Consider the following 25,275-nt stretch of genomic DNA (forward strand, 5'->3'; position numbering starts at 1 on the left):
CCTGGGACGGCCCATATTTCGCCGCTTTCTCGGCCAATAGCTCGCTATTGGCACTGCGAAATCGTCAAAATCTGGCCTCGCCCAGCTATTTTTTCGCTTCGACTCTCCAAGTCCGACAGGCTGCTAGACGTAACGAAACTGGCAGGCCCCGTCCATGACGGCGCCTGCCAGCGGGCAAATAGCGGGATCAGTTCATCAGCGCGGTGACGGCGTAGCCTTTTTCGGCGATCTGCTCGTTGAGGTGTTCGATGGCGTAGTCGGGCAGGCGATCGTCCTCGTCGGCGATTTCGAAGGCCCTTGCCTCCACTTCCCAGTCGGTATTCGTGGCCTCATTGGGAATATTGCGATCCTGCGGAACTGCCAGGTACGAGTACTTGCCGTCGTGTTCGGCCCTGCGGTAAATGTCCAAGCGCATGATGGTTTCCTATAAAGAAGAAAAGACGCGCACCCGCTTCGCGTGGAGCCGGTGTGCGTGCCTGAATGTAGCCGAGCTTCCCCGTCTCCGTCTGTTAAGTATTCAACATCAGGTGTCTTTTTTGTGCGAATGTATTTATCTCCTCAACGGTACACTTGGTGCATATTGAGATTGATCAAGCTATGATGAATTCATTGATTGCGTAGAGCAACATTGTCGTACGCAGTCGTGATCGGTCTTTATGAAGGAGTTATCATGTCTGCGCAATCGTTTCTCGGCAAACTCAAGGTGTGGCATACGTATCTTATCCTGAGCGTGCTCGGGATCATGGTAACGAGCATCCCGACCTATCTGTATTTCAAGGAAGCGGCCAAGGGCTTGACGGCCTATGCGTCCGAACAGGCGGGCATGCCGGGCGTGGCCAGCATGCTGCGGGTGATCCAGCTGACACAGCAGCATCGGGGCCTGTCGGCGCTGGTGCTCGGTGGCGACAAGGGGGCCGAAGACAAGCGCGCGGCCAAGCAGCGCGAGGCCGAGGCCGCCTTCACGGTGGTCGACAGCCTGATGACGCACATCAGCGATCCCGCCATCGCCCTGCGCTGGTCGGAGCCGCGGCGCGAGTGGGAAACCCTGCGCGCGGGGGTGTCCGGCAAAAACATGACAGTGGCCCAAAGCTATGCCGCGCACACCGCATTGCTGGCCAAGGCGCTGAAAGTGAACGAATTGATCGGGGACTATTACGGTCTCAGCCTCGACCCGGACAAAGATTCGTATCAATTAATCCAAGCCATGTATTACCAGTTGCCGTATCTGACGGAAGAACTGGGGCAATTACGCGCCAAGGGCGCCGGCTTGCTCGGAAAGAAAGAAGCCACCCAGGAAGAACGGCAGATCATTTCATCGATGATCGGCAAGATCAACGATCGCGTGCAGCAAACCACGAACGCCTTCGGCAAGGCGGCCACGTATAACCCGGCGATCAGCGCCAGCCTTACGCCGCTGATGAACGACGCGGTCACGCTGTCGAGCACGCTCACCGCACTCGCGACCGAACAGATTCTCAAGCCCGAGGCGCTCAGCTACAGCGCAAGCGAGTATGTGGCCGCCGCGACGCGCGCGATCGACGCCCAGTTTGCGCTCAACAGCGCGGCCAAGGCCGATCTCGACGCCATGTTCGTCACCAAGATCGGCAACTTCCATGCCGAACGCTGGACCATGCTCGGCGTCATGCTGGCGCTGCTGGGCGCCGCCGGCTGGTTCACCGTGCTGGTCACGCGCGCGGTCACGGTACCGCTGAATAACGCCGTCGCGGTGGCGGAGAGCGTCGCCAGCGGCAATCTGGTCAACGAGTTCGATGTCGGCGCCGACAATGAAGTCGGGCAAATGCTGCGCGCACTGAAAAACATGAACGACAGCCTGCGCGGCATCGTCGGCGATGTGCGGGTCAGCATCGACAACATCAGCGCGGCCACCCGCGATATTGCGTCGGGTAACAACGACGTCTCGTCGCGGCTCGAATCGCAAGCCTCGAACCTGGAAGAAACCGCCTCGTCCATGGAAGAGCTGACATCCACGGTGAAGCAGAACGCCGACAATGCCCATCAGGCCAACGAACTGGTGCTGGGAGCCTCGCAGGCCGCGACCAAGGGCGCGGCGGTGGTATCGCAAGTGGTGCGGACGATGGGCGATATCAACGAGGGCTCGCGCAAGATTGTCGACATTATCTCCGTGATCGACGGCATTGCCTTCCAGACGAATATTTTGGCGCTCAATGCCGCCGTGGAAGCGGCGCGCGCCGGCGAGCAGGGCCGTGGTTTTGCCGTCGTGGCCAGCGAGGTACGCAACCTGGCCCAGCGCTCCGCGTCGGCAGCCAAGGAAATCAAGGTGTTGATCAATCACAGCGTGGACCGGGTGGAAGCGGGCAACCAGCTCGCCAACGATGCAGGCAGCGCCATGAGCGAGATCCTGAACAGCGTGACGCGGATCACCAGCATCATGGCCGAGATCGCCGTCGCCTCGGCCGAGCAAGGGGCCGGGATCGAGCAGATCAACCATGCGGTGACCCAGATGGATGACATGACGCAGCAAAACGCCGCCCTGGTCGAGCAAACCGCGGCCGCGTCGAGCAGTTTGCAGGAGCAGGCGGCCACCCTGGTGCAGGCGATGAGTATTTTTACGCTAGGCAATGAGGTGGCCCAGGCTAGAATACGGCCTGGCGCGCCTTCGCGCACCGCTGCGGCGGCACCGCGCCGCCTGGCCGGCGCCAGGCCTCAGCAATTGAAACACGTGTAAAGCGGCACGGGGGTAGCACGGGGGTAGCACGAGGGTAGCACGGGGGTAGCACGGGGGTGGCGCGGCGCCGGGCTTCAGCGCCCGGGGCTGCCGCGCAGCACGCGCGCCGGCAGCATTACGATCGAACGCAGCAGTTCGAACACCGCTTCCACGCCGATGCCCAGCAGGCGAAACGGCAGGAGCACCAGCCACACCAGCGGATAGAGCACGAGAGCAAGCAGGGCCAGCGGCCAGCAGAGGACCAGTACCACCAGCCACAACAGGAAACTCAACATCGTTTTCTCCTCACGGGAAAAGTTCAGGTGGGTTCACTGTAAGGACATCGCGCCGATGCGGCAACGCGCGTGCGACCAACTGCGCCAGGGCGCGGGCGAAGTGCGAAAAACCGGGTTAAGTGGGGATGATGCGCCCGAACAGATGCGCTCGAAACGCCACCGTCGCCCGCGCGCCAAGGCGGTCCTCGGCGGGGGCGACGGCGCAAAACGGCAGCAGTTATTGACCGACGCAAATAATCTTGGTGGCGTATTCGTGCGCGTTGGACTTCTTGTTCGAGGCCCAGTCGATCACTTCCTGGGCTTGCCCGATGGTCATGATGGTGGCTTTTTCCTTGTTCTTGATGAAGGAAACACCTTCGAACTTGCCTTCCTTGCTGCGCATGACTTTGGCGAATACGGGCGGCTTCAGCGCGTCGTCGCTGAGTTTGTTTTGCTGGACGAGGTAACGCTGGTCAATATTTTCCATATGCACTTATATAAACGGTCAAGCCCGCATTTTACGGGCTCGCCCGCCGCGCGGCAAATCGATCGGCGGCGCTGGCTGGCCGGCGCATGCCGGCCCCGCTCCACCAGTGGCCCCGATCAGGCGTAGACGCGCACTCTTTCGACGGACTCCGGCACCACCGCATGCAGCACATCAACCCGGATCGCCGCTTCGAGCGAGGGAATCGAGCCACCGGCGCGGTAATGGAAACTCACCTGCAACACGTCGCCCGCCTTGCACTGCACGCCCTGTTGCAGCGGCAAGGTCATGTAATGGTTCAGCCAGTCGATGGTGGCGTTCTCTTCGCTCACGACCGCCAGCACGTTCTTGGTAATGAAACGCATCGCATTGACGACGCCGTTCTTTTCAATCAAAAACTTGCCTTCCCACGCGATGCGGGTGTCTTGCGGCTGGCTGAAGTCGAGAATGCTGTACACCGACGGCGGCGCCATTTCGACCGTGCCGGGATGGATGACCGTGGTTTCCTGGAACTGCACGATGGGCGCGTAAAACCCTTCGAAGTCGTATTCCTGCTGCAATGGCTGGACTGCCATGATGACCGCTTCCGGTAAAAAGCGCGGCAGCGGACCGCCAAAGCGCGCCAGATAGCGTTGCTTGAACGATTCGATCACTTCCACCTGTTTTTCGCGCAACATGCCAACGTGGATCATTTCGCAGATGACAATGTCGACCGGCTCCGGCGGCAGGTACTCGAAGGCGTCGGCGTGCACCACCTCGACCTTGTGGCCGTTCGGGTTCATCGACATCATCTTGCGCGCTTCCTTGACCATGTCGGGATTGAATTCGACGCAGTACACTTTTTCAGCCTTGGCGGCCGCGAACCAGGACAGCACGCCCGTTCCGCCACCGAGCTCGAGCACCTTGGCGCCAGGGAAAACCGCGTAATGGATCGCTGACTTGAAACCGTGCATCCGGTTTTGGTCCATCAACATATTGTGGTGATAGTGGACAGGAATGAACTGCCCCAGATAGCAGCTTTCGATTTCGCGTTCGTTGAGCATGATTTTCCCTTTGGATTGGCGGCCAGGCCGTCACGGCCCGGATGCCCCGCCGTTGTTTGGCTTTGATTGGTACGACGTAATCATTATCAACAACATGGGGGCAGTTTGATGCCGCGAGATAACTCGCTTTTCCATGCCAGTTCGGCGCTTGCCGGCGCCCGCTTTCACCGCCGGGGCCGTTAAAGGCCGCGCCGGCTCTGGGCAAGATGGGCGTTGATGGCGTCGGCGATGCGCGGCTTGTCGGCACGCTCGGCGATCTGGGCGGCGGTCAGGCTTTCATTATTGCGCAGGGTGGCGTCGGCCCCCTCCCGCATCAGCAGCTTGGCGGCCGCTTCGTGGCCTTCGCGCGCGGCAATCATCAGCGGGGTCAGTTGACTGGGCGTTTCGGCGTCGATGTAGGCGTGGTGCTCGAGCAGGATGCGGACGATCTCGTCGTCGCCGCTGGCGGCCGCGTAGTGCAGCGGGGTCCAGCCGGGATAGGTGACGATGGCGCCCTTGGCCAGCAAGGCCAGCACCGCCGGCTTGTTGCGCTTGAACGCGGCCATCATCAGGGCGCGGTTGCCGTTCGGCGCGGCCAGTTCCAGGTCGATCCCGGGCTGGCCGAGCAACAGCTTGACGACATCGTTGGCGCCCTCGCGCAGTGCGAGGATCAGCACGCTCTGGCCGGTGATCGGATCGACTGTGTTCGGGTTGCCGCCGTTTTTAAGGAGTTTGCGGGCCATGGACGCGTTGTCCATCTGGGCGGCAACGACGAAATCGCGTACCGGATCGGCCGCCGCCGTGGCCGAGGCGCTCGCAAGCACGGTGGCCAGGAGCAAACGACTGATCAGCTTGAACATGAAGTTAGGTCCATAAACTCTTGAATTTATTGAGAAATACCGATTCGCTCAGAAACTGGATTAACTGCGCTCACGGCGCAGAATCCACTTCAACGTTATCGCGTATGATCTTGAAAAGATTGAAGAAATTATCGGTCGTTTGCTGCGCCACCGTTGCCAGCGGCACGTCCTTGAGCGCCGCCAGGTACTCGGCCACGTGGCATACAAAGCCCGGCTCGTTCATCTTGCCCCGGTGCGGCACCGGCGCCAGGTAAGGCGAATCGGTCTCGATGAGGATGCGATCGAGCGGCACGGCGCGGGCTACGGCTTGCAACTCCTTGGCGCTCTTGAAGGTGACAATGCCCGAAAAGGAGATGTAAAACCCCATCGCAATCGCGGCCTCGGCCACTTCCAGTGATTCGGTAAAGCAATGCATTACGCCGGCTACGCCGCCCTTGTCGGTCCCCGCGCCCTCTTCCTGCATGATGCGGATGGTGTCCGCGCTGGCGGAACGGGTATGAATAATCAATGGCTTGCGCGTGATTCTGGAAGCACGGATATGCACCCGGAAGCGCTCGCGCTGCCACTCCAGGTCGCCCTGGAGCCGAAAATAGTCGAGGCCGGTCTCGCCGATGGCGACGATTTTCGGATGTTGTGACAATTCGACCAGCTGGTCGACGGAAGGTTCCGGCGTATCCTCGTAATCGGGATGCACGCCGACCGAGGCGTAGATGTGGGGATATTCCTTGGCCAGGGCCAGCACTTGGGGAAAGTCCGGCAGGTCGACCGACACGCACAGGGCGTGGGTGACCTTGTTGGCGGCCATGGTGGCGAGGATCTCGGGCATGCGCGCGGCAAGCTCGGGAAAATTGATATGGCAGTGGGAGTCGATATACATCCCGCCATTGTAAACCTTAGCCGATACGCTTGCCCAGAATGATCAGGTCGCGCTCGATGCCGTCCAGGTTGGCCACGCGCGGCAGGTTGGCCCAGGTATCGAAGCCAAACTTCTTGAACAAGGCCAGGCTGGGCGCGTTGTGGCCGAAGATGAAACCGAGCAAGGTGTGCACGGCAATGTTCGGCGCGTAGGCGATGGCGTGTTCCAGGCAATAGCGCCCGATGCCCTTGCCGCGCCAGCTTTCGGCGATATAGATCGACAGTTCGGCGGTGCCCGAGTAAGCCGGGCGGCCGTAGAAGTTGGAATACGACATCCAGCCGATCACGGCCGGGCTGGCGCTGGCGTCGTCGGCCGCGTGCAGCACCCACAGCGGGCGGCGCTCGGGATCATGGTCGTCGAACCATGCCTGGCGCGAGGCCACCGACACCGGCTCGGTATCGGCAGTCACTTCGCGCGAGGCGATGGTCGAATTGTAAATGTCGACGATGACAGGCAGGTCGTCGGGACGGGCAACACGATGGACGAAAGACGGCATACAGCGAGCGGTGACAGTCAGGTTCAAGGGTTTTTACAAGGTATGCGTGGCGCGCGAGGAGCGCAGGGCCGCGCCCAGGATCTCTTCGATGCGCAACTTGGCGCGCTGGCCGGTCTCGTCGTCGGGGAAATGCACGCCGATGCCTTGCGCCTTGTTATTGTTGGCGCCCGCAGGCGTGATCCAGGCCACCTTGCCTGCGATCGGGTATTTATTGGTATCGTCCATCAACGCCAGAATCAGGTAAATCTCATCGCCGATCTTGTACGGCTTCACAGTGGGCACAAACATGCCGCCGTTGCGCAGGAAAGGCATATACGCGGCATACAGCGCCGCCTTTTCCTTGATGGCAAGCGACAGGACCGAAGGACGCGTGATTTGCGGAGCGCTTGGGTCAGTAGGGTTGCCAGACATTAAAATCCTTTCAGGTACAGCATGCAGTGTAATCAAGCAACAGGTCTTCGACAAACAATTTCGGCGACAGCGGATGGTCCGCGATCGCGCGCCGGTCGTTTGCATTTTTCATCGCGCGCAGCAGGTTCGCAGTGTGTACTTTGCCAGCAAGCACAGCGATTTCCTTCTGGTAACGTGGATAATACCGGATACTACCCGCTAGTTTGTAGGAAAACAGATCGTAAAGCCAGCGCTGCATCCAAGAAACCAACGTCGACAGGGGTGCTTTGCTCAATTTTTCGGCAGTCCGCAGTGCGCCGTCGACGCTCGGATGCACCAGGCAGTGCAATAACGCCTCCAAATCCTCGCGGCTACCCATTTCGGATTGCGCCAGCGCGGCCAGCGGCGCGCCGCCCTGCTCGCGCAGCCAGCTGTCGGCATCAAGCAGGCCCTGTTCTTTCAGCCAGGCCAGCGCGGCGGCTTCGTCGGGCATGGGCAGGGCGAACTTGCGGCAGCGCGACAGGATCGTCGGCAGCAAGCGGTCCAGGCTGTTCGACGAGAGCAGGAACACGGTGCCCGGCGGCGGCTCTTCCAGGGTCTTGAGCAAGGCGTTCGAGGCCGGCATATTGAGCGCCTCGGCCGGATACACGACCACCACCCTCAGCCCCTGGCGGTGGGTGGAGATGTTCATGAAGTCGGCCAGCGCCCGGATCTGCTCGATCTTGATCTCTTTCGACGGCGCCTTGGTCGACTTGGCTTTCTTGCCGCCGTCAAGCTCGGCGCCCTCTTCGCCATCGGCCGGCGCTTCGTCTTCCAGTGCTTCGGGCCGTACGCGGCGGTAGTCGGGATGGTTTTGCTGCGAAAACCAGCCGCAGGACCCGCAGGCGCCGCAAGCGTGGCCGTCGGGACGCACGTTCTCGCACAGCAAGGATTGGGCGAAGGCTTCGATAAAATCGGCCTTGCCGGTGCCGGCGGCGCCGTGGAACAGGATCGCGTGCGGCAAGCGCTCGCGCATCAGCTGCAATTGCTGCCACGCACTCGCCTGCCAGGGATAAATTGTATTGCTCATCGCGACATTCTTAGTTTAATCAATCACTTACAGCAGCGTTTCGAGGATATCGCCCAGGGCGGCCTGGATCTCGGCAATCGATTTCGTGGAATCGATGACAACAATCCGTTCCGGAAACTGCGCCGCGCGGCGCAGGTATTCATTGCGGCAGGCCGCGAAAAAATCGGCTTTTTCCTGTTCGAACTTGTCCAGCGTACGGGTCGCGTCCAGGCGCGCACGGGCCACATCGAGCGGCACGTCGAACAGCAAGGTCAGGTCCGGTTGCAGATGCGGATGCACCCATTGCTCCAGCGCCTCCATCTTGGCCCGGTCCAGGCCCCGTCCGCCGCCCTGGTAGGCAAAGCTGGCGTCGGTAAAGCGGTCGGAAATGACCCAGTCGCCACGCTCCAGGCCCGGTTCGATGACCTGGGCGATGTGCTCGCGGCGGCTGGCGAACATCAGCAAGGCCTCGGTTTCGAGGTGCATTTTTTCGTGCAATAGCAGTTCGCGCAATTGTTCGCCGAGCGCGGTGCCGCCCGGTTCGCGTGACGAGACGACGCGCTTGCCGCGCGCTGCCAGGGCGGCGGCGACAAAGCCGATATGGGTGGACTTGCCGGCGCCGTCGATGCCTTCAAAGCTGATGAACTTGCCTCTTGAGGTGGTACTGTCGGTCATGGAACGGGAAACGCCTATCGTTGATATTGATTCACTGCCCGGTTATGGTCGGACAAATTGCTGGAAAACTGGCTGGTGCCATCCTTGCGCGCCACAAAATACAGGGCGTCGGTCTTGGCCGGCCCCAGCGCGGCGGCCAGCGATTGCACGCCAGGCAAGGCGATCGGGGTCGGCGGCAGGCCGGTGCGCGTATAGGTATTGTACGGCGTGTCGGTTTCGAGGTCGCGTTTGCGGATGTTGCCGGCGTACTTGTCGCCCATGCCATAGATCACGGTCGGATCGGTCTGCAGCATCATGCCCTGGCGCAGGCGGTTCACGAACACGCCGGCGATCATGGCGCGCTCGGACTTCTGGCCGGTTTCTTTTTCGATAATCGAGGCCATGACCAGCGCCTGGTACGGATTCTCGTACGGCAGGCTGGGGTCGCGCTTTTCCCAGGCGGCGCCGAGGCGGTTCATCATCAGGGTGTGCGCCTGCTTGTAGATCTGCATGTCGCTCGATCCCTTGGCGAACAGATAGGTGTCCGGGAAGAACAAACCTTCGGCCGCCTTGTAGTCGGTCGTGATCCTGGCCAGCAGTTCGGCATCGGACAGCTTGTCCGTATCGTGCTTGAGGCCTTTGTTGCTGGCAATCGCCTGGCGCATCTGCTTGAAGGTCCAGCCTTCGATGATGGTCAGCGATTCCTGGGCGAATTCGCCGCGCACCAATTGGTCGAGCAGGCGGCGCGGCGAGGTGTTCGGCTTGAGCTCGTAGGTGCCGGCCTTGATCTTCGACGCGGTCTGGGTGGCGCGCGCCAGCAAGGACAGCATGTACGGATTGACCGGCACACCGGCGTCGACAATCTCCTGGGCGGCCGTGCCCACGCTGCTGCCAGGCTGGACAGTAAATGCGATGGGCTCGCCGGACGTGGTGATCGGCTCCTTGGCCCAGGTGAAGAAGTACATCGCCGCGCCGGTGCACAGCAAGAGGATCAATATGAGTAATTTTTTGAACAAGGCCGAACTCGATTCTGTGGTTTTACGCCGTGTCCGGCGCGATTTTCGCGACATCTCTATAATGAGCCCGTAATGATAAAGCTTAAATCGGGAAATATTTGGAATTTATGAACAACTGGAATGAATATCTCTCGTCGCAGGGCGCGCAACTCGCCACTGACGGCTCCGGCCACGTGCCGGACTTCGGCCATGCGCTCACCGTCGCCGAGCTGGCATCCGGCTTCGTCGCGGCCATCACAGACCAGGGCCTGCTCGCGGTCAGCGGCGACGATGCCGCCACTTTCCTGCACAATCAGCTGACCAATGATGTTGAACATCTCGGCCTGGCGGACGTGCGGCTGGCGGGCTACTGTACCCCCAAGGGGCGCTTGCAGGCAACCTTCCTGATGTGGCGCGGCAGCGAGTCGGTCTTCCTGCAGCTGGCGCGCGACATTGCGCCCGCACTGCAAAAGCGCCTGTCCATGTTCGTGATGCGCGCCAAAGCCAAGTTCAGCGATGCTGGCGGCGCAATGGTGCTGCTTGGCATTGGCGGCGCTGGCGCCGAGGCCGCGCTGCTGCCCTTGTTCGGCGCGCTGCCGGCCACGCCGTACTCGCGCATCGACCATCCGCTCGGTACCTTGCTGCGCGTGGCCGACGTGTTTGGCGCGCCCCGCTACCAGTGGCTGGCGACGCCCGAGGCGGCCCAGGCGGCCTGGCCGGCGCTCGCCAGCGCCTTGCGCCCGGCTGGCACCGACGCCTGGCGCCTATCCGAGATTCATGCCGGCGTGCCGCAGGTCACCCTGCGGACGCAGGAGCAATTCGTTCCGCAGATGGTCAATTTCGAGTTGCTCGGCGGCGTCAATTTCAAGAAAGGCTGTTATCCGGGCCAGGAAATTGTTGCGCGCAGCCAGTATTTGGGCAAGCTCAAGCGCCGTACCGCGCTGGCGACGATCAACGCGCCGGCCCAGGCCGGTGACGAAGTATTCGCCGCAGACGACCCCGACCAGCCGTGCGGCATGATCGTCAACAGCGCGCCGAACGGCGCCGGCGGCGTCGATGTGCTGGTGGAAATGAAACTGGCGGCCATCGAGCAAGGCAATGTCCACCTTGGCTCGGCCAGCGGCGTGCCACTGCGCATGTTGCCGATGCCTTACGCGCTCGACGCGCTCGACCTCTAGCCTGCCATGGTCGACCTGTATATTTACTACAAGGTGCGCGACGAGCACGCGGCGCGCCTCGCGCCGCTGGTGCGCGCCATGCAGGCCGACCTGGCCTTGCCAACGGGCGTGACGGGGTCGATCAAACGCCGTCCCGGCGCGCAAGACGGGCGCCAGACCTGGATGGAAATCTATCTTGCCACCCCCAACGGGTTCGACACCGCGCTGGCGGCGGCGGTGCGGCAAGCCGGGCTGGATCAGTTCACAGATGGCCCGCGCCATTCCGAAGTTTTCATGGATATAAGCACATGTGCCTGATTGTTTTTGCATGGCAGGTCGTTCCCGGCGTGCCCCTGATCGCCGCCGCCAACCGCGACGAATTCTATGACCGCCCGACCGCGCCGGCCGGCGTCTGGCCCGAGCATCCGAACATTTACGCCGGGCGCGACCTCAAGTTTGGCGGCAGCTGGATGGGCATCACGCAAGATGGCGCCAACGGCCCGCGGTTTGCGGCGTTGACCAACATCCGCGCGCCCGAAGAGCGCCGTACCGATGCGCCGTCGCGCGGCGCGCTGGTGGTCGATTTTTTGGCCGGCACGATGACGGCCGCCGACTATATCGCGCAGATTGCCGATGGCAGCGCAGCCTACAACGGCTTTAACCTGGTGCTGGGCGACCGCAGCGGCATGGTCTGGTTTTCGAACCGCGGCGCCGGCGACGCGCGCAACGGGCAGGCGCTGGAACCGGGCATTTATGGCATTTCCAACAGCCTGCTGGACGCGCCGTGGCCGAAGGTGGTGCGCACCAAGGCGCAGTTCGCCAGTTTGCTGTGCCAGGGTGCGCCCGAAGACGCGTATTTCGAAATGCTGGCCGACACCACCCGCGCGGCCGACATGCGCCTGCCCGATACCGGCGTCGCGCTCGACCTGGAGCGGGGATTGTCGGCGGTATGCATCGAGATTCCGGGTTACGGCACGCGCACCTCGACCGTGGTCAAGCTGTATGAGGATGCGCCTGCGGAACTGCACGAGCGCATGCTGGCGTGAGGTTGCTGCCGTTGGACCGTTCGCCTCCCCGCTCAGCCAGCTTGCGAATTGGCGTTGATCGGTCTACGCTGAATGTCCGAATGGAGAACCCGATGAGCGCCAGGGGATCAAGCAAACGCCCGATTGGCGAAAAGACTGCTAACTCACCGATCGCCATGGCTTTGCCGCTCAGCTAAGCGGTTTTATGACCACCTACTTCCAAACCGTCATTCCCGCGCAGGCGGGAATCCCATTGCGTGGCATAGCAGCGAATTTGGATTCCCGCCAAGGGGGCCGCCCAGGCCGGGAATGACGGATAAGAGTCTACCGCCTTGCGGTGATTTTAGCGTTTTGAGACAGCCTCCTGCGCGGGAATGACGTAGCTTAAATTGGCGGCATTCGTGCCGGAGCCGCTCTTTCAGATGCTTGCAGCGCCAACCCTACCCGGCACAGCTGATGTCTTCAAGTCGCACCAACTCCATGTCGCCGCACGAGATTTTGCCTTTGTCACCCATATCCAGCTTGACGATCAGCTTTCGGTCCCCAAATGGGCTTCCCTTCTGGATGACGCTGAACCGGCGTACATCGCCCAGGGTGAAGCGCGGCCAAAAATCCATCCAGACATTGCGGCGCATTGCGAACGTCGCTACACAGCTGCGAACCCCCACCCGCTCGTAGGCGCCCGCGTCGATGCTGCGCCGCTCGTCTTCGGTAATCTGCAAGGACATCGTCCATTGATCAGGATAAGCACGCGGATTAGGCACTTCCCGCGCCAGGCCAACCAACTCCACACGCAGCAGGCTGTCCTCGGCCGGGAGACGCTGTTCCAGCGGTCCAACGGCGCGGATACATTCCAGTCCCCTGAACACGGGCACCGGGACCGCGATGCGGGTCATCGATTGCGGCACCAGGCTTGCCGCAGCCAGGGTCGTGATCGCGGCGCGCGCTTCCGGCCCGCCATCCCAGAATCGACCGTCGGGCACGGCGCACAACTCGCGCCGCCCAGTTCTCCGATAGTGGCGCAAGGCGCGCAAGACGATTCGCCGGACGTCGACCTGGGACTCCGTGAACAGCGCCGCACTATCTGTTTGCGCCAACGACGCCAGCACGATGTCCGCCAATTCCCAGTAAGCGCTGCTGGGGTGCATGTGATACTTCTCAGCGTCATTACGGACCTTCTCGCACTTGTTCCGGAAGTCATCAATTGTCAGCGTGGCGTGAAGGTCCATTTGCATCCCCTGTTAAGTAAAAATGAGGATTTTAGAATATTGCAAATGAGCAACTTGCGAGCAAGCCGACGCACCGGCAGCCGGCGTACTGCTGCCGGCCGCGTCCAATTCGTTTGCGGAATGTGGGATGATCACGACATACCAGACGCATAAAATGGTCAGTAGCCTGAGTAGCCAAGAAAGGATGCCATCATGAAGACCCTCATCATTGAACATGTCGCGCTCACCGAATTGCCTGCGGCGTGGCAAGCCCACCTGCCTTTGGCGCCAAACACCCGGGTGACCGTGCGCATTGAGGAGGAGGAAAGCGAAGATCAACAGGGAGCATCGCCGTTGACCGCCAATCCTCTTTTCGGGATGTGGAAGGATCGTGAGGATATCGCGGATGTAGCGGCCCATGCGCGCCAGTTGCGCGCGGCGCGCTTTGACCTCGATGCCTCTCGCGGCAAGGGGTGATCGGTGTCGGTGCTCATCGATACCGATGTGATGATCTTTATGATGCGAGGCCATCTGGGCGCCACCGCACGCCTTCAAGCGGAAGCGCAATGGCGCATCTCTGCTGTGACCTACATGGAGTTGGCCCAGGGTTGTCGGAATAAACTGGAACTGGCAAACATCAAAAAAGGGCTGCAGATGCGAAGTGCGGACATACTGCCTGTCGAGAAGGCGATTTCAGACATTGCGATGCGACTAATCGACACCTATGCTCTTTCGCATGCTATGCAGATGGGCGATGCACTCATCGCCGCGACGGCGTTAACGCATGGCTTGACAGTTCTTACCGCCAACGCCAAACACTTTGGTGCCGTCGCTGGCTTGTCAGTGGAGACATTTTCTCCTTAGCGGCAACCATTGGCAGCGGTAGTCGTCGATGGTCTTGGTGCCGCATGCTTCCGCACATTTCTCCAGCTTGGCACAGGGCCGGCCAGTCCACCTCACAGGCCCTGCTCCACACCCAGCCTTTACCCCTTCATCTTTGCCCGCAACATATCGCGGATATGCGGCGCCGCCTTGTACGGGTCGCCCGGATTGATGCCCTTGACGATTTCCTCCATCCGTTCGCCCACATTGCCCAGCGCCCCCGGATGCGAATAGATATAGAACTGTCCGTCGCGGATGGCGTCGAAGGTGATCTGCGCCACGTCGCCGGCCGAGACCTTGCCCGACTCGACCGCTTTCACGGTCATCGCCTGCGCCGCCTTCTGGCTGGCCGTTGGCCCGCCGGTCATTTTCACGTCTTCCGGCCGGTTGCGGTGCGACTGGCTGATGCCGGTCGGTACAAAATACGGGCACAGCACCGACGCCCCGATCGGCGCTTCCACCAGCTGCAAGTCCTGGTACAAGGTTTCGGACAAGGACACCACCGCATGCTTGGACACGTTGTACACACCCATGGTCGGCGCATTCAGCAAGCCCGCCATCGAGGCCGTGTTAACGATATGCCCCTCGTACTGCGGGTCCTGCCTGGCGCATTCCAGCATCAATTTGGTGAAAATGCGCACGCCGTGGATCACGCCCCACAGATTGACGCCCAGCACCCATTCCCAGTCGGCTTCAGAATTCTCCCAGATCAAGCCGCCGGACCCCACGCCCGCGTTGTTGAACACCAGATGCACCGCGCCGTAGCGCGCCATGGTGGCGTCCGCCAGCGCCTGGACCTGCTCGCCCTTGCGCACGTCGCAGAGCATGGCCAGCACCTGCGCGCCCTCGCCCTCAAGCTCGGCTTGCGTGGCGTCCAGCGCGTCCTGCTGCACGTCGGCCAACACCAGCTTCATGCCCAGGCTGGCGGCGCGTTTCGCGAATTCGCGGCCGAGACCGCTCGCGCCGCCGGTGATCACGGCGACTTTGTCTTGGAAATTTTTCATGTCAGATGAGCTTTACCAGTTGTTTGCCGAAGTTGCGGCCCTTGAGCAAGCCGATGAAGGCGTCCGGCGCTGATGCCAGGTCCGGCGCCACGGTTTCGCGGTACTTGAGCTTGCCGCTCGCGACCAGCGCGCCCAGTTCACTCAAGCCTTGCGGCCACAGGTCCAGGTGTTCGCTGACGATGAAGCCGCGAATCGTCAGGCGGCTGGTGAGCATGAAGCGCATGTTGCGGATCGACACATCCTCGCCGTTGTAGCCGGCGATCATGCCGCACAGCGCCACCCGCCCGAAAGCGTTCATGCGCGGCAAGGCGCAATCGAAGCCGGCCCCGCCCACGTTCTCGAAAATGGCGTCGATGCCGTCCGGCGTGGCAGCGGCCAGGTCCTCGACCAGCTTGCCGGCCTTGTAGTCGATGCAAGCGTCGAAGCCCAGTTCGTTGACGACATAGGCGCATTTATCCGGTCCGCCGGCGATGCCGACCACGCGGCAGCCTTGCATCTTGGCCAGTTGTCCGACCACGCTGCCGACCGCGCCGCTGGCCGCCGATACCAGGATGGTGTCGCCCGCCTTCGGCTTCATGATGTGGTTCAGGCCGTACCAGGCCGTCATGCCGGGCATGCCCGCCACGCCCAGGAAGGCCGACAGGGGAATGTGGCTGGTATCGACCTTGCGCAAGGTGGCGCCGTCGGCCACGCCCATGTCGGCCCAGCCGAGCATGCCGACCACCATGTCGCCAGCCGCAAATTTGGGGTGCTTCGATTCGAGCACCTCGCCCGCTGTGCCGCCGATCATGGTTTCGCCGATGGCCTGGGTGGCCGCGTAGCTCTTCGCCTCGCTCATGCGCCCACGCATATACGGGTCGAGCGACAGATAATGGTTGCGCACCAGCACCTGGCCCTCGCCCAGTGCGGGCAGTTGCGCCGTTTCGAGACTGAAATTGTCGGGCTGGACTTCGCCGCGCGGACGCGACGCCAGGACCACGCGCTGGTAGGTAGCGGCCGTCATACCGCCGATACTCCGCCGTCCACCGCCAGGGTCTGGCCGGTGATGTGCTTGCCCGCGTCGGACGCGAACAGCAAGGTTGCCCCTTTCAAGTCTTCATCGTCGCCGATGCGGCCCAGCGGCGCATCCTTGGCCAGCGCTTCCTCGCCAATGGTTTCCAGCACGCCCTTGGTCATCTTGGACGGGAAAAATCCCGGCGCGATGGCGTTCACGGTGATGCCGTACGCGCCCCACTCGCCCGCCAGCGCGCGGGTGAAGTTGACCAGCGCGCCTTTCGAGGTGTTGTAAGCGATGGTTTTCATGGTGCCCGGCGGGTTGCCCGCCAGGCCGGCGATGGAGGCGATATTGACGATGCGGCCGTACTTGCGCGGGATCATCGATGCCTTGCCGACCGCCTGGGTCATCAGGAAGATGCTGCGGATGTTCAGGTTCATGACCTTGTCCCACGCCTCGACCGGATATTCTTCGGCCGGCGCGCCCCAACTGGCGCCGGCGTTGTTGATCAAAATGTCGATGTGGCCGAGGCGCTTCATCGCTTCATCGACCAGCGGCTGGATATGCGCTTCCTGCGCCAGGTCGGCCGCGATGGCGCTGGCCTCGATGCCGCGCTCTTTCAGGTGGGCAACCGCTTCGTCCAGGTCAGCCTGCTTGCGCGAGGAAATGACGATCCTGGCGCCCTGCTCGCCCAGCGCTTCGGCCATTTGCAGGCCCAGTCCGCGCGAGCCGCCGGTAATCAGTGCCGTCTTGCCGGCGAGGGAAAATAATTCTTGCGTAGTACGCATCGGGAATCCTTGTTATTCAGATGTGGTAGTCCATGCATTGGCGCTCGTCACGAATGGCGCCAAAGAATGGTTTGAGTGCGTGGTGGGTCGGATGTTCGCCGTACGCCTTCAACGCTTCCTTGTCGGCGAACTCCGCATACAGCACCACGTCGTACGTCGCTTCCAGGCCCGGCTGGGCCAGCGACACTTCAAAAGCGAACATGCCCGGCACGATGTTTTTGCAGGCTTCCAGCTGCTCCTTCATCTTGCGCGCGTTGGTGGCGCGGTCGGCGCCTTCGGCAACTGCTTTCAGCTTCCACATGACGATGTGCTTGATCATTGTTCAGTCGGTCCTCAGAACCACGCATCGCGCATGTCGAGCGTGGTGGTGTCGATGCTGGCCAGCAGGTCGAGCTGTTGCTGGACCTTGGGCAGTTCCCAGTGGAAGAAGTAGCGGCAGGCTTGCAGTTTGCCGTTGTAAAAGTTGCTGTCATCCAGAGACGGCGATCCCGCCAGTGCATGCGTGGCCACCAGCGCCTGTTCCAGCCAGATCCAGGCGACGACCGTGTGGCCGACCGCTTCCAGGTACAGGCTGGCGTTGGCCAGGGTCTTGTTCATGTCGCCCACGGCGTACAGCGCCTTGGTGACAGTGACGATGCGCTGCCATTCTTCTTCGAGCAGGTCGGCATTGGCGTGCAGGTCGACCGACACATCGGCCGCGCGCACTTTGGCAATCGTAGCGGCAATTTCGCCGCCGATGGCCTTGAACAGCGCGCCCTCCTGGATCGACGCCTTGCGCCCCAGCAGGTCGAGCCCGTGGATGCCGTGCGTGCCTTCGTGGATGGCGTTGAGGCGGTTATCGCGGTAAAACTGTTCGACGTTGTACTCGCGCGTGTAGCCGTAGCCGCCATGCACCTGGATCGCCAGGCTGTTCGCTTCCACGCACCACTGCGACGACCACGACTTGGTGATCGGGGTGAGGAAGTCGAGCAGGCGCCCGGCGTGCGCCCGTGCGTCCGGGTCGGGCGCGCTGCGTTGTTCGTCGACCAGGCGCGCCGAATACAGCACCAGCGCCATGGCGCCTTCGGCATACGCTTTCTGGGCCAGCAGCATGCGCCGCACATCGGTGTGCTCGATGATCGGTAACTGCGGCTTGACCGGGTCTTTTTCGGCCGGATGGCGGCCTTGCGGACGGCTGCGCGCGTAATCGAGGGCGTGCAGGTAGCCGGTCACGCCCAGCACGGCGGCGCCCAGGCCCACGCCGATGCGCGCTTCGTTCATCATGTGGAACATATTGGCCAGGCCCTGGTGCGGCTGCCCCACCAGGTAGCCGACCGCGCCGGCCTTGCCGAGCGGCTTGAAGCGCCCTTCGCCGAAGTTGAGCAGGCAGTTGGTGGTGCCGCGATTGCCCATCTTGTGGTTCAGGCCGGCCAGCACGACGTCGTTGCGCTCGCCCGGCTCGCCATCGTCGCCGACCAGGAACTTGGGCACGATGAACAGGGAAATCCCCTTCACGCCGGGAATCAGGCGACCGTCCGGGCCGGGAATCTTGGCCAGCACCAGGTGGACGATATTGCCGGCCAGGTCGTGTTCGCCGGCGGAGATCCACATCTTGTTGCCGGAAAGGCGATACTGGCGCTCGCCATCCACGCCGTCCACCGGGTCCGGCTCGGCGCGGGTGGTGATGTCGGACAGGCTGGACCCCGCTTGCGGCTCCGACAGGCACATGGTGCCGAAGAACTTGCCGGCGTACAGAGGCCGCACGAAGCGTTCGATCTGCTGCGGCGTGGCGGTTTTCAGCAAGGTGTTGGCGTTGCCGATGGTGAGGAAAATATAGGCCGAGGTGGCCACATTGGCCGCCGTGAAGTAGGCGGTCACGGCTTTTTCCAGTACGCATGGCAACTGCATGCCGTCGAATTCGTAGTCTTGCCCGGCCGCCATCAGGCCGGCGGCGGAAAAGGCGTCGAGCGCGATTTTTACTTCGGGAATGATGGTCACGGTGTGCCCATCGAAATGCGGCTCGTGCTGATCGTTCTTCTTGTTATGCGGCGCGAACAGGTCGGTGGCGATCTGTTCGGCGGTATCGATGGCCGCGTTGAAGGTTTCGCGGCTGTGGTCGGAAAAGCGCGGACGCGCGGTCAGCGCCTCGACATCGAGCCATTCGTACAGCAGGAAGTCGAGGTCGCGGCGCGACAGTATATTGGATGGCATCTAGCGTCCCCCGGGAAGACAAAGTAAGCGGGGCTGCGCCGGAGCGGCGCGCCCCGGCGTGGATCAGACGACTTCGAACAGGCCGGCAGCGCCCTGGCCGCCACCGATGCACATGGTGGCAACGACGTACTTGACGCCGCGGCGCTTGCCTTCGATCAGCGCGTGGCCGACCAGGCGTGCGCCCGAGACGCCGTACGGGTGGCCGACGGCGATCGCGCCGCCGTTGACGTTGAGGCGGTCCATCGGGATGCCGAGGCGGTCGGCGCAATACAGCACCTGGACCGCGAACGCTTCGTTCAGTTCCCACAGGCCGATGTCGGCGACCGACAGGCCGACCTTTTTCAACAGTTTAGGAATCGCAAACACCGGGCCGATGCCCATTTCGTCCGGCTCGCAACCGGCCACCGCGAAGCCGCGGAAAATGCCGAGCGGTTGCAAGCCGCGCGCCTGCGCCACATTGCTGCTCATCAGGATGGCGACCGAGGCGCCGTCCGAAAACTGGCTGGCGTTGCCGGCCGAAATGACGCCGCCCGGCACCGCGCTGCGGATCTTGGAGACGGCTTCGAGCGTGGTGTCGGCGCGGATGCCTTCGTCCGCGCTGATGGTCACTTCGCGCGTGACCAGCATGCCCGAAGCTTTGTCGGCCACGCCCATGGTGGTGGTCATCGGCACGATTTCGGCGTTGAACAAGCCGGCGGCCTGGGCGTTGGCGGCGCGCTGCTGGCTCTGCACGCCGTATTCATCCTGGCGGTCGCGCCCGATGTTGTAGCGCTTGGCCACGGTTTCGGCCGTTTGCAGCATGGGCCAGTAGATCTCTGGCTTGTGTTCCTTGAGCCATGGATCGGCCAGCATGTGCTGGTTCATTTCCTGCTGCACGCAGGAAATTGATTCGACCCCGCCGGCGGCGTAAATATCGCCCTCGCCGGCAATGATGCGCTGCGCCGCGAGCGCGATGGTTTGCAGGCCCGACGAGCAAAAACGGTTGACCGTCATGCCGGCCGTGGACACCGGGCAGCCGCCGCGCAAGGCGATCTGGCGCGCGATGTTGGCGCCGGTGGCGCCTTCCGGATTGGCACAGCCGATGATGACATCCTCGACCTCGCCCGGCTCGATGCCGGCGCGGGCGATGGCGGCCTGCAGCACGTGGCCGCCGAGCGTGGCGCCGTGCGTCATGTTGAAGGCGCCCTTCCACGATTTGGCCAGGCCGGTGCGGGCGGTCGATACGATGACGGCATCTATCATTTGTGTCTCCTGAGTTGGATTAATATGCGCAATGCGCTGTGTTGATCGCTACGAGAATAGCACATTTTAGTACGGTCGTTCGCAAAATTATGCGCGCCTGCCGCGCCTTCGTCCACCACTTTGAAAAAGAGGCCCATGAGCATTGCCGGACAAGTGACATCGCTGCTCGCGCCGCTGGCCGACGCGGCCCAGGCGGCGCGCATGAGCGCCTATATGCGCGACCAGTTCGCGTTCCACGGCATCCCCACGCCGGCCCGGCGCGCCGCGCTCAAGCCGCTCGTGACCAGCCTCAAAGGGGCGGACGCGGGCGTGCTGCTCGACGCCGCAGCCGCCCTGTGGCGCGCGCCGCAGCGCGAATGCCAGTACGCGGCGATCGACCTGCTGGCCGCGCACGTCAAGCGCTTCGATGACGCGCATATCGACGCGCTGTTCGCGCTGGCGCGCCAGGCGGCGTGGTGGGATACGGTCGATGCGCTGGCGGTGCTCGTCGGCACGGTGGTGCGCGCCGACAAATTTCTGCGCCAGCCGCGCATGGACGCGGCCGTGCGCCACGCCGATCTGTGGACGCGCCGCATCGCCATGCTGCACCAGTTGGGCTGGCGCGCCGACACCGATCGCGCGCGGCTGTTCGGCTACGCAGGGCAACTGGCGCACGAAGAGGATTTTTTCATCCGCAAAGCGATCGGCTGGGGCTTGCGCGACTACGCCCACCATGACCCCGAGGCCGTGCGCGCTTTTCTCTTGGAAAACGACGCCAGCTTGTCGCCCCTGACCCGGCGCGAGGCGGCCAAACATTTGAATATGCAATAGTAAAATTATGTTAATCTTGGCTTTCAGAAAACTATTTCCTTAAGCCATGAGCCAGCAGCGCCGTCTTGCCATGCCGCTTGCCACGCTGACGGCGGTCGGCATGCTGGCCTCCGACCTGTACCTGCCTGCGCTGCCCAGCATGCAGGCCCAGCTGCACGCCACGATGAGCGCCGGCCAAGGCACGATGGCGGTTTTCATGGTGGCGTTGGCTTTGTCGCAATTCGCCTGGGGCTGGCTGGCCGACCACTATGGCGACTTCGGTGCCATCATGGCCGGCACCGGCTTGCTGGCTGTCGGCAGCGTGCTGTGCGGCCTGGCGCCGGACATGGCCAGCCTGCTGGTGGGGCGCCTGATCCAGGGCCTGGGCGCCGGCGCGGCCACCGTGGCGGTGCCGGCGCTGATCCGGCGGCGCTTTTCCGAAGCCGACAGCGCGGGCGCGATGGCGCTGGTGGCCACGGTCGAGTCGACCGTACCGGCCATCGGGCCGGTGCTGGGCGCGGCCATTGTGCTGCACCTGGACTGGCGCGTCTCTTTCTACCTGATAGCGGCCGTGGCGCTTGCCCTGCTGCCGCTGGTGTCGCGCATTATCGGGCGCGGCGCGGCGGCCGGCGCCGCCGGCATGATGCCGGACGCGCCGGCGGCATGGCTGAACCGGGGCTTCGTGCGGCATGCGCTCAGCTACGCGGCCATGTTCGGCGCGCTGCTGATGGTGGTCGCCAGTGCGCCGCATCTGGTGACGGCCTGGATCGGCACCAGCGTGGGTGGATTTGCGGTACTGCAACTGTGCGGGGTCGGCGCCTTCATGCTGGCGGCCACGCTTGGGGCCAGGCTGGCCGGACGCGACGGCGTCGGGCGCGCCATGCTGGCCGGGGCCAGCCTGCAAGCGCTGGCGGCGGCCATGATGCTGGCGCAGGCGCTCGCCGACCTGCGTTCGCTGACGGCGCTGATCGCCGTATGGGTCGTGTTTTGCGGCGGGCTGGGTCTGCGCGGGCCCTCGCTGATGGCGCGCGCGCTGTCGCTGGCCGGGGGCAATCCCGGCAAGGGGGCCGGCGTGGTGATGACGGCGGCGTTCGGGGTGACGGCGCTGGCGACCATGGCGGTCGCGCCGTATCTGGCAGGCGGCTTGCTGCCGGTCGCGTTGGGCGTGTCCGCGCTGGTCTCGTTCAGTATCGTGCTGGTGCCGGGCGCGCGCCGCCTGCCTCGGCAACAGCATTCGGCCGGGTCCAGCTGACAGGCGGTCCGGACAGGGCCGCCCACGACTTTCCTTGTTGCCTTTTTACGTCAGTCGCCGCGCGCTGCCCGGCACAGTGCTATCTTTACATCGCTTCCTTACTTGCCGCTCGGGATATGTGGCAATATTGATAAAATAGCGCATGTGGACTCGTGATGACCACCCTGACCCAAGTTGAGAAACCATGCGAACCGGACAGCCTCGCGCCAACACCGCCGCTGCCCTCGCATTACGACATCCGCAAACGCCTTGGCGAAGGCGGCTTCGGTGTCGTCTACGAAGCTTGGGACAGCAAGCTGCGGCGCAGCGTCGCCATCAAATTTACCAAGCACAGCGCACCGGGAGCGTCCGATAGCAGCCTGATGCGCGAAGCGCGGATTGCCGCCTCCCTGCACCATGCCGCCTTTGTCAAAGTGCACGCGATCGAGGAAACCGGCGACGCCCCGGGCATCGTGATGGAGCTGGTGCGTGGCCGAACGCTCAAGGAAGTCATCCAGGACGCTCTGCCGGGCATCGCTTGCGCTTGCGACTGGCTTACGCAACTGGTCGATGCGATGTGCGAAGCGCACGCCAGCGGCTTGATTCATGGCGACCTCAAGCCGTCGAACCTGATGATCGAGCCGGGCGGCAGGCTGCGCATCCTCGATTTTGGCCTGGCGCAACTCCAGGACCCGCTGATCACCACCTCGCTGCATCAGGACGGCCTGCAAGGCACCATCGCCTACATGGCCCCGGAGCGCCTGCTCGGCGCGCGGCCCGACGCGCAGGGAGACATCTACGCGCTTGGCGTCATCTTCTACGAATTGCTGTGCGGCGCGCGCCCCTTCGACAACTTGAAGGGCATGGCGCTGGCGGCCGCGCAGATCCAGTCGGACCCGCGCAGCTGGCGCTTTACGCCAGGCCTGGCCACGCCGCTGCGCGAGCTGATCTGCGACATGACGGCGCGGCAGCCGGCCCAGCGCTTGCCGGACATGGCGCAGGTGCGCTTGCGGCTGGGGCAACTGTCGAACGCGGCGCCGGCCCCGCTGGCCGCCCCGGATGCGGCGCCGCCACCCCAGGCGCGTACGCGGCCTGGCCTGGCATGGGCCTATGCGGGCGGCGCGGTGCTGGCCGTCGCCGTGCTGGCCGGCGCCGCCTGGCGCTACGCGGCGCCGGCGCTGGTGGCTGTCGAGGCCGCCCTGACGCCCTATTCCGAGGCGGGCGAACTCAAACTCGGCCTGGCTGAACTGAAATTGCATGACCGCCCGGGCAGCCTGCAAAGCGGCAGTGCGCGCTTCCATCGCGTTCTCGCGCATCGTGCCGACAACGCCGCCGCCGCCGCCGGACTGTCGCTCGGCTACAGCCTGCGCTACATGGCCGATACGCAGGACGAAAACTGGTTGCAAAAGGCCGCCGCCAGCGCGCAACAAGCCCTGAAACTGGACGACCAGCTGGCGCTGAGCCATACCGCCATGAGCTGGGCGTTCCTGAACCAGCGCCGCCACGACCAGGCGCTGCGCGAAATCGAGGCCGCCCTGCGCCTCGACAATGGCGATTTTTTCGCATGGTACGGCAAGGTCCAGATCCTGCGCCACGCGCGCCGCTTCGACGAGGCCTTCAAGGCGCTGGCGCAGGCACGCCAGCGTTTCCCCACCGAGCGCGCCTTCGAGGACGAACTGGGCACGCTGCATTACGCCCGGGGCGAGTATGCCGACGCCGAGCGGGCCTTCCGCCGCAGCATCGTGCTCGAGCCGGACGCGGTCGCCTCCTATGCCGGGCTGAACGCCTCACTACTGCGCCAGCAGCGCATCGAGGAGGCCTTCGCCGTGCTGCAGCAAGGCTTGCAGGTCCGGCCCAGCGCCAAACTGTACGGCAACCTGGGCAACGCCATGTTTCTCGTCGGCGACTACGTGGCCGCCGCCGCCGCCTTCGAGCATGCCGTCTCGCCCACGCGCGGCGCCCCCGGCGATTACCTCAACTGGGCCAACCTGGCCGACGCCTTGCTGTGGATTCCCGGGCGCGAAGCGGAGGCGCGCAATGCCTACGCCAGGGCGCGCGACTTGCTGGCGCCGCAGTTGCAGCGCGCGCCCGGCAACGCCACGCTGGTCTACCGCATGGGGATGTATTGCGCCCGCACCGGGGACAAGGGGCAGGCGATGGACTTGATGACGCGCGCGCTCGGACTGGCGCCGGAGAGCGCCGACGTGCGCTTTTACGCCGGCCTTGCGTATGAACTCATCGGCCAGCGCCGCCTGGCGCTGCAAGCCATTGTCAAAGCCAGAGAGCTCGGTTATCCGGTCAAGTTCATCGAGGCCGAACCCGACCTGATCGCGTTGCGGCGCGATCCCGCCTATCACGCCGATTAAAGCCGGTCGGTTCCGGGCAGGCGCAAGCCCGCCTCTATTTGTAGTGCTGAAAAGGAAGTGTATGTCGACATATACGTTTACGGTTAACTTCAAGAGCGGCATCAAGATCGCCACCTACACCACGAATTGCCCCACCCTGTCTGCGGGCCTTTACAACCCCCAGCCCGACGACAAGCTCCAATTCATCTTCAATGACGATGCGTCCGACATACAAGGCGGCAAATTGAATTCGTCGAAAATGGATGTTCCGGAGATATCCTCACCATTCTCGGGCGCGGTCGACGGCAGCATTTCGATTGTGAACAATAGCGTGGTGTCCTTCGATGTCACCCAGGGCAGCTGGTGTTTCTACATTAGCTTTTACGCCAAGAACAATGCCGGAAAGTGGGAATTCCACCTCCTGCCCGATCCCGAACTGCAAGTCGGATCGATTCCCAACTAGAAGTGAGAACGCCGCCCCATTACCGGCGCGCGGCGCGCCACCGTCCCCCCGCTCAATTTCTTTCGGCAAACACGTCATTGTATTTACACAAAACACCTGCGTTCTCGACATCGAAAAAGTCAGCCTCATGT

General features: G+C 63.1%; 28 protein-coding genes. 10 read left to right on the forward strand and 18 right to left on the reverse strand.

The annotated features are described in order from the left end of the window. Positions 1 to 187 precede the first annotated feature (187 nt). Positions 188 to 415: a DUF6139 family protein gene (locus F2P46_RS32695; RefSeq protein WP_166878348.1), complete on the reverse strand. Its 228-nt coding sequence runs from the start codon at positions 413 to 415 to the stop codon at positions 188 to 190. A gap of 255 nt (positions 416 to 670) precedes the next feature. On the opposite strand from F2P46_RS32695, the gene F2P46_RS38655 reads away from it, so the two are divergent. Continuing rightward, positions 671 to 2,707, forward strand: a complete 2,037-nt coding sequence (locus F2P46_RS38655) for a methyl-accepting chemotaxis protein (RefSeq protein WP_166898296.1) — start codon at positions 671 to 673, stop codon at positions 2,705 to 2,707. Between the two features lie 74 nt (positions 2,708 to 2,781). Here F2P46_RS38655 and F2P46_RS32705 read toward each other — a convergent pair whose 3' ends face one another. From F2P46_RS32705 to mltG, 10 genes are all read right to left on the reverse strand, one after another. Next, a complete protein-coding gene (locus tag F2P46_RS32705) occupies positions 2,782 to 2,982 on the reverse strand; it encodes a hypothetical protein (RefSeq protein ID WP_166898298.1) in 201 nt (66 codons plus the stop codon). Positions 2,983 to 3,199: 217 nt separating this feature from the next. Further along, positions 3,200 to 3,448 (reverse strand): hypothetical protein, encoded by a 249-nt coding sequence (locus tag F2P46_RS32710; protein WP_166898299.1) that lies wholly within the window; start codon positions 3,446 to 3,448, stop codon positions 3,200 to 3,202. A gap of 116 nt (positions 3,449 to 3,564) precedes the next feature. Beyond that, a complete protein-coding gene (locus F2P46_RS32715) occupies positions 3,565 to 4,488 on the reverse strand; it encodes a methyltransferase domain-containing protein (protein WP_166898301.1) in 924 nt (307 codons plus the stop codon). 179 nt (positions 4,489 to 4,667) lie between these two features. Next, on the reverse strand, positions 4,668 to 5,327 hold the full coding sequence (locus F2P46_RS32720) for an ankyrin repeat domain-containing protein (protein WP_166898303.1): 660 nt from the start codon (positions 5,325 to 5,327) through the stop codon (positions 4,668 to 4,670). Between the two features lie 70 nt (positions 5,328 to 5,397). Beyond that, positions 5,398 to 6,204: a TatD family hydrolase gene (locus tag F2P46_RS32725; RefSeq protein ID WP_166898305.1), complete on the reverse strand. Its 807-nt coding sequence runs from the start codon at positions 6,202 to 6,204 to the stop codon at positions 5,398 to 5,400. A 16-nt stretch (positions 6,205 to 6,220) separates the two neighbouring features. Next, on the reverse strand, positions 6,221 to 6,739 hold the full coding sequence (locus F2P46_RS32730) for a GNAT family N-acetyltransferase (protein ID WP_166898307.1): 519 nt from the start codon (positions 6,737 to 6,739) through the stop codon (positions 6,221 to 6,223). Positions 6,740 to 6,772: 33 nt separating this feature from the next. Next, entirely contained in the window at positions 6,773 to 7,150 is a 378-nt protein-coding gene (locus F2P46_RS32735; protein ID WP_054262511.1) for a PilZ domain-containing protein, read from the reverse strand. 10 nt (positions 7,151 to 7,160) lie between these two features. Next, positions 7,161 to 8,198 (reverse strand): DNA polymerase III subunit delta', encoded by a 1,038-nt coding sequence (locus tag F2P46_RS32740; protein ID WP_166898309.1) that lies wholly within the window; start codon positions 8,196 to 8,198, stop codon positions 7,161 to 7,163. 27 nt (positions 8,199 to 8,225) lie between these two features. Continuing rightward, on the reverse strand, positions 8,226 to 8,852 hold the full coding sequence (tmk, locus tag F2P46_RS32745) for a dTMP kinase (RefSeq protein ID WP_166898311.1): 627 nt from the start codon (positions 8,850 to 8,852) through the stop codon (positions 8,226 to 8,228). 14 nt (positions 8,853 to 8,866) lie between these two features. Continuing rightward, the gene (gene mltG / locus F2P46_RS32750; protein WP_306667729.1) at positions 8,867 to 9,847 is read right to left on the reverse strand and encodes an endolytic transglycosylase MltG; all 981 of its coding nucleotides are present in this window, start codon (positions 9,845 to 9,847) and stop codon (positions 8,867 to 8,869) included. A 107-nt stretch (positions 9,848 to 9,954) separates the two neighbouring features. Between mltG and F2P46_RS32755 the strand changes: the two genes are divergently transcribed. From F2P46_RS32755 to F2P46_RS32765, 3 genes are read left to right on the forward strand one after another with little or no spacing between them, the layout of a single operon-like run. Then, positions 9,955 to 11,004, forward strand: a complete 1,050-nt coding sequence (locus tag F2P46_RS32755) for a folate-binding protein YgfZ (protein ID WP_166898315.1) — start codon at positions 9,955 to 9,957, stop codon at positions 11,002 to 11,004. Positions 11,005 to 11,010: 6 nt separating this feature from the next. Beyond that, positions 11,011 to 11,301 (forward strand): DUF4936 family protein, encoded by a 291-nt coding sequence (locus F2P46_RS32760; RefSeq protein WP_166898317.1) that lies wholly within the window; start codon positions 11,011 to 11,013, stop codon positions 11,299 to 11,301. Further along, positions 11,292 to 12,029, forward strand: coding sequence for an NRDE family protein (locus tag F2P46_RS32765; protein WP_166898319.1), 738 nt, complete (start codon positions 11,292 to 11,294; stop codon positions 12,027 to 12,029). Before F2P46_RS32760 ends, F2P46_RS32765 begins: the two co-directional genes overlap by 10 nt. A 419-nt stretch (positions 12,030 to 12,448) precedes the next feature. On the opposite strand, the gene F2P46_RS32770 is transcribed toward F2P46_RS32765, so the two are convergent. Continuing rightward, the gene (locus F2P46_RS32770; RefSeq protein ID WP_166898321.1) at positions 12,449 to 13,237 is read right to left on the reverse strand and encodes a hypothetical protein; all 789 of its coding nucleotides are present in this window, start codon (positions 13,235 to 13,237) and stop codon (positions 12,449 to 12,451) included. 192 nt (positions 13,238 to 13,429) lie between these two features. On the opposite strand from F2P46_RS32770, the gene F2P46_RS32775 reads away from it, so the two are divergent. Continuing rightward, entirely contained in the window at positions 13,430 to 13,693 is a 264-nt protein-coding gene (locus F2P46_RS32775) for a hypothetical protein (protein ID WP_166898323.1), read from the forward strand. A 3-nt stretch (positions 13,694 to 13,696) separates the two neighbouring features. Further along, a complete protein-coding gene (locus F2P46_RS32780; protein ID WP_368737985.1) occupies positions 13,697 to 14,080 on the forward strand; it encodes a type II toxin-antitoxin system VapC family toxin in 384 nt (127 codons plus the stop codon). A gap of 119 nt (positions 14,081 to 14,199) precedes the next feature. On the opposite strand, the gene F2P46_RS32785 is transcribed toward F2P46_RS32780, so the two are convergent. From F2P46_RS32785 to F2P46_RS32810, 6 genes are all read right to left on the reverse strand, one after another. Continuing rightward, positions 14,200 to 15,102, reverse strand: coding sequence for an SDR family oxidoreductase (locus tag F2P46_RS32785; protein WP_166898325.1), 903 nt, complete (start codon positions 15,100 to 15,102; stop codon positions 14,200 to 14,202). 1 nt (position 15,103) lies between these two features. Beyond that, positions 15,104 to 16,105, reverse strand: a complete 1,002-nt coding sequence (locus tag F2P46_RS32790; RefSeq protein WP_166898326.1) for an NADP-dependent oxidoreductase — start codon at positions 16,103 to 16,105, stop codon at positions 15,104 to 15,106. Beyond that, entirely contained in the window at positions 16,102 to 16,884 is a 783-nt protein-coding gene (locus F2P46_RS32795; protein ID WP_166898328.1) for an SDR family oxidoreductase, read from the reverse strand. The genes F2P46_RS32790 and F2P46_RS32795 overlap by 4 nt, the downstream gene beginning before the upstream one ends. 16 nt (positions 16,885 to 16,900) lie before the next feature. After that, positions 16,901 to 17,203, reverse strand: a complete 303-nt coding sequence (locus F2P46_RS32800; RefSeq protein ID WP_166898330.1) for a Dabb family protein — start codon at positions 17,201 to 17,203, stop codon at positions 16,901 to 16,903. Between the two features lie 14 nt (positions 17,204 to 17,217). Further along, positions 17,218 to 19,074, reverse strand: coding sequence for an acyl-CoA dehydrogenase (locus F2P46_RS32805; RefSeq protein ID WP_166898332.1), 1,857 nt, complete (start codon positions 19,072 to 19,074; stop codon positions 17,218 to 17,220). Positions 19,075 to 19,137: 63 nt separating this feature from the next. Then, positions 19,138 to 20,316 (reverse strand): acetyl-CoA C-acyltransferase, encoded by a 1,179-nt coding sequence (locus F2P46_RS32810; RefSeq protein WP_166898334.1) that lies wholly within the window; start codon positions 20,314 to 20,316, stop codon positions 19,138 to 19,140. A gap of 135 nt (positions 20,317 to 20,451) precedes the next feature. Here F2P46_RS32810 and F2P46_RS32815 point away from each other — a divergent pair, with 135 nt between their 5' ends. The 4 genes from F2P46_RS32815 to F2P46_RS32830 all read left to right on the forward strand — a co-directional run bounded on the left by F2P46_RS32815 (position 20,452) and on the right by F2P46_RS32830 (position 25,144). Further along, positions 20,452 to 21,126: a DNA alkylation repair protein gene (locus tag F2P46_RS32815; protein WP_166898336.1), complete on the forward strand. Its 675-nt coding sequence runs from the start codon at positions 20,452 to 20,454 to the stop codon at positions 21,124 to 21,126. Between the two features lie 46 nt (positions 21,127 to 21,172). Further along, on the forward strand, positions 21,173 to 22,357 hold the full coding sequence (locus tag F2P46_RS32820) for an MFS transporter (protein WP_166898338.1): 1,185 nt from the start codon (positions 21,173 to 21,175) through the stop codon (positions 22,355 to 22,357). A 155-nt stretch (positions 22,358 to 22,512) separates the two neighbouring features. Continuing rightward, entirely contained in the window at positions 22,513 to 24,702 is a 2,190-nt protein-coding gene (locus F2P46_RS32825; protein ID WP_166898340.1) for a serine/threonine-protein kinase, read from the forward strand. A gap of 61 nt (positions 24,703 to 24,763) precedes the next feature. Then, on the forward strand, positions 24,764 to 25,144 hold the full coding sequence (locus F2P46_RS32830; protein ID WP_166898342.1) for a hypothetical protein: 381 nt from the start codon (positions 24,764 to 24,766) through the stop codon (positions 25,142 to 25,144). The last annotated feature ends 131 nt before the right edge of the window (positions 25,145 to 25,275 follow it).

This window comes from Massilia sp. CCM 8734 (genome assembly GCF_011682155.1).
Lineage (GTDB): Bacteria > Pseudomonadota > Gammaproteobacteria > Burkholderiales > Burkholderiaceae_D > Telluria_A > Telluria_A rubra.

What these genes read in the sequence shown, in the direction of transcription:
- F2P46_RS32695 (WP_166878348.1), bottom strand. Translation starts at nt 415, where the DNA reads ATGCGCTTGGACATTTACCGCAGGGCCGAACACGACGGCAAGTACTCG.
- F2P46_RS38655 (WP_166898296.1), top strand. Translation starts at nt 671, where the DNA reads ATGTCTGCGCAATCGTTTCTCGGCAAACTCAAGGTGTGGCATACGTAT.
- F2P46_RS32705 (WP_166898298.1), bottom strand. Translation starts at nt 2,982, where the DNA reads ATGTTGAGTTTCCTGTTGTGGCTGGTGGTACTGGTCCTCTGCTGGCCG.
- F2P46_RS32710 (WP_166898299.1), bottom strand. Translation starts at nt 3,448, where the DNA reads ATGGAAAATATTGACCAGCGTTACCTCGTCCAGCAAAACAAACTCAGC.
- F2P46_RS32715 (WP_166898301.1), bottom strand. Translation starts at nt 4,488, where the DNA reads ATGCTCAACGAACGCGAAATCGAAAGCTGCTATCTGGGGCAGTTCATT.
- F2P46_RS32720 (WP_166898303.1), bottom strand. Translation starts at nt 5,327, where the DNA reads ATGTTCAAGCTGATCAGTCGTTTGCTCCTGGCCACCGTGCTTGCGAGC.
- F2P46_RS32725 (WP_166898305.1), bottom strand. Translation starts at nt 6,204, where the DNA reads ATGTATATCGACTCCCACTGCCATATCAATTTTCCCGAGCTTGCCGCG.
- F2P46_RS32730 (WP_166898307.1), bottom strand. Translation starts at nt 6,739, where the DNA reads ATGCCGTCTTTCGTCCATCGTGTTGCCCGTCCCGACGACCTGCCTGTC.
- F2P46_RS32735 (WP_054262511.1), bottom strand. Translation starts at nt 7,150, where the DNA reads ATGTCTGGCAACCCTACTGACCCAAGCGCTCCGCAAATCACGCGTCCT.
- F2P46_RS32740 (WP_166898309.1), bottom strand. Translation starts at nt 8,198, where the DNA reads ATGAGCAATACAATTTATCCCTGGCAGGCGAGTGCGTGGCAGCAATTG.
- tmk (WP_166898311.1), bottom strand. Translation starts at nt 8,852, where the DNA reads ATGACCGACAGTACCACCTCAAGAGGCAAGTTCATCAGCTTTGAAGGC.
- F2P46_RS32755 (WP_166898315.1), top strand. Translation starts at nt 9,955, where the DNA reads ATGAACAACTGGAATGAATATCTCTCGTCGCAGGGCGCGCAACTCGCC.
- F2P46_RS32760 (WP_166898317.1), top strand. Translation starts at nt 11,011, where the DNA reads ATGGTCGACCTGTATATTTACTACAAGGTGCGCGACGAGCACGCGGCG.
- F2P46_RS32765 (WP_166898319.1), top strand. Translation starts at nt 11,292, where the DNA reads ATGTGCCTGATTGTTTTTGCATGGCAGGTCGTTCCCGGCGTGCCCCTG.
- F2P46_RS32770 (WP_166898321.1), bottom strand. Translation starts at nt 13,237, where the DNA reads ATGGACCTTCACGCCACGCTGACAATTGATGACTTCCGGAACAAGTGC.
- F2P46_RS32775 (WP_166898323.1), top strand. Translation starts at nt 13,430, where the DNA reads ATGAAGACCCTCATCATTGAACATGTCGCGCTCACCGAATTGCCTGCG.
- F2P46_RS32785 (WP_166898325.1), bottom strand. Translation starts at nt 15,102, where the DNA reads ATGAAAAATTTCCAAGACAAAGTCGCCGTGATCACCGGCGGCGCGAGC.
- F2P46_RS32790 (WP_166898326.1), bottom strand. Translation starts at nt 16,105, where the DNA reads ATGACGGCCGCTACCTACCAGCGCGTGGTCCTGGCGTCGCGTCCGCGC.
- F2P46_RS32795 (WP_166898328.1), bottom strand. Translation starts at nt 16,884, where the DNA reads ATGCGTACTACGCAAGAATTATTTTCCCTCGCCGGCAAGACGGCACTG.
- F2P46_RS32800 (WP_166898330.1), bottom strand. Translation starts at nt 17,203, where the DNA reads ATGATCAAGCACATCGTCATGTGGAAGCTGAAAGCAGTTGCCGAAGGC.
- F2P46_RS32805 (WP_166898332.1), bottom strand. Translation starts at nt 19,074, where the DNA reads ATGCCATCCAATATACTGTCGCGCCGCGACCTCGACTTCCTGCTGTAC.
- F2P46_RS32810 (WP_166898334.1), bottom strand. Translation starts at nt 20,316, where the DNA reads ATGATAGATGCCGTCATCGTATCGACCGCCCGCACCGGCCTGGCCAAA.
- F2P46_RS32815 (WP_166898336.1), top strand. Translation starts at nt 20,452, where the DNA reads ATGAGCATTGCCGGACAAGTGACATCGCTGCTCGCGCCGCTGGCCGAC.
- F2P46_RS32820 (WP_166898338.1), top strand. Translation starts at nt 21,173, where the DNA reads ATGAGCCAGCAGCGCCGTCTTGCCATGCCGCTTGCCACGCTGACGGCG.
- F2P46_RS32825 (WP_166898340.1), top strand. Translation starts at nt 22,513, where the DNA reads ATGACCACCCTGACCCAAGTTGAGAAACCATGCGAACCGGACAGCCTC.
- F2P46_RS32830 (WP_166898342.1), top strand. Translation starts at nt 24,764, where the DNA reads ATGTCGACATATACGTTTACGGTTAACTTCAAGAGCGGCATCAAGATC.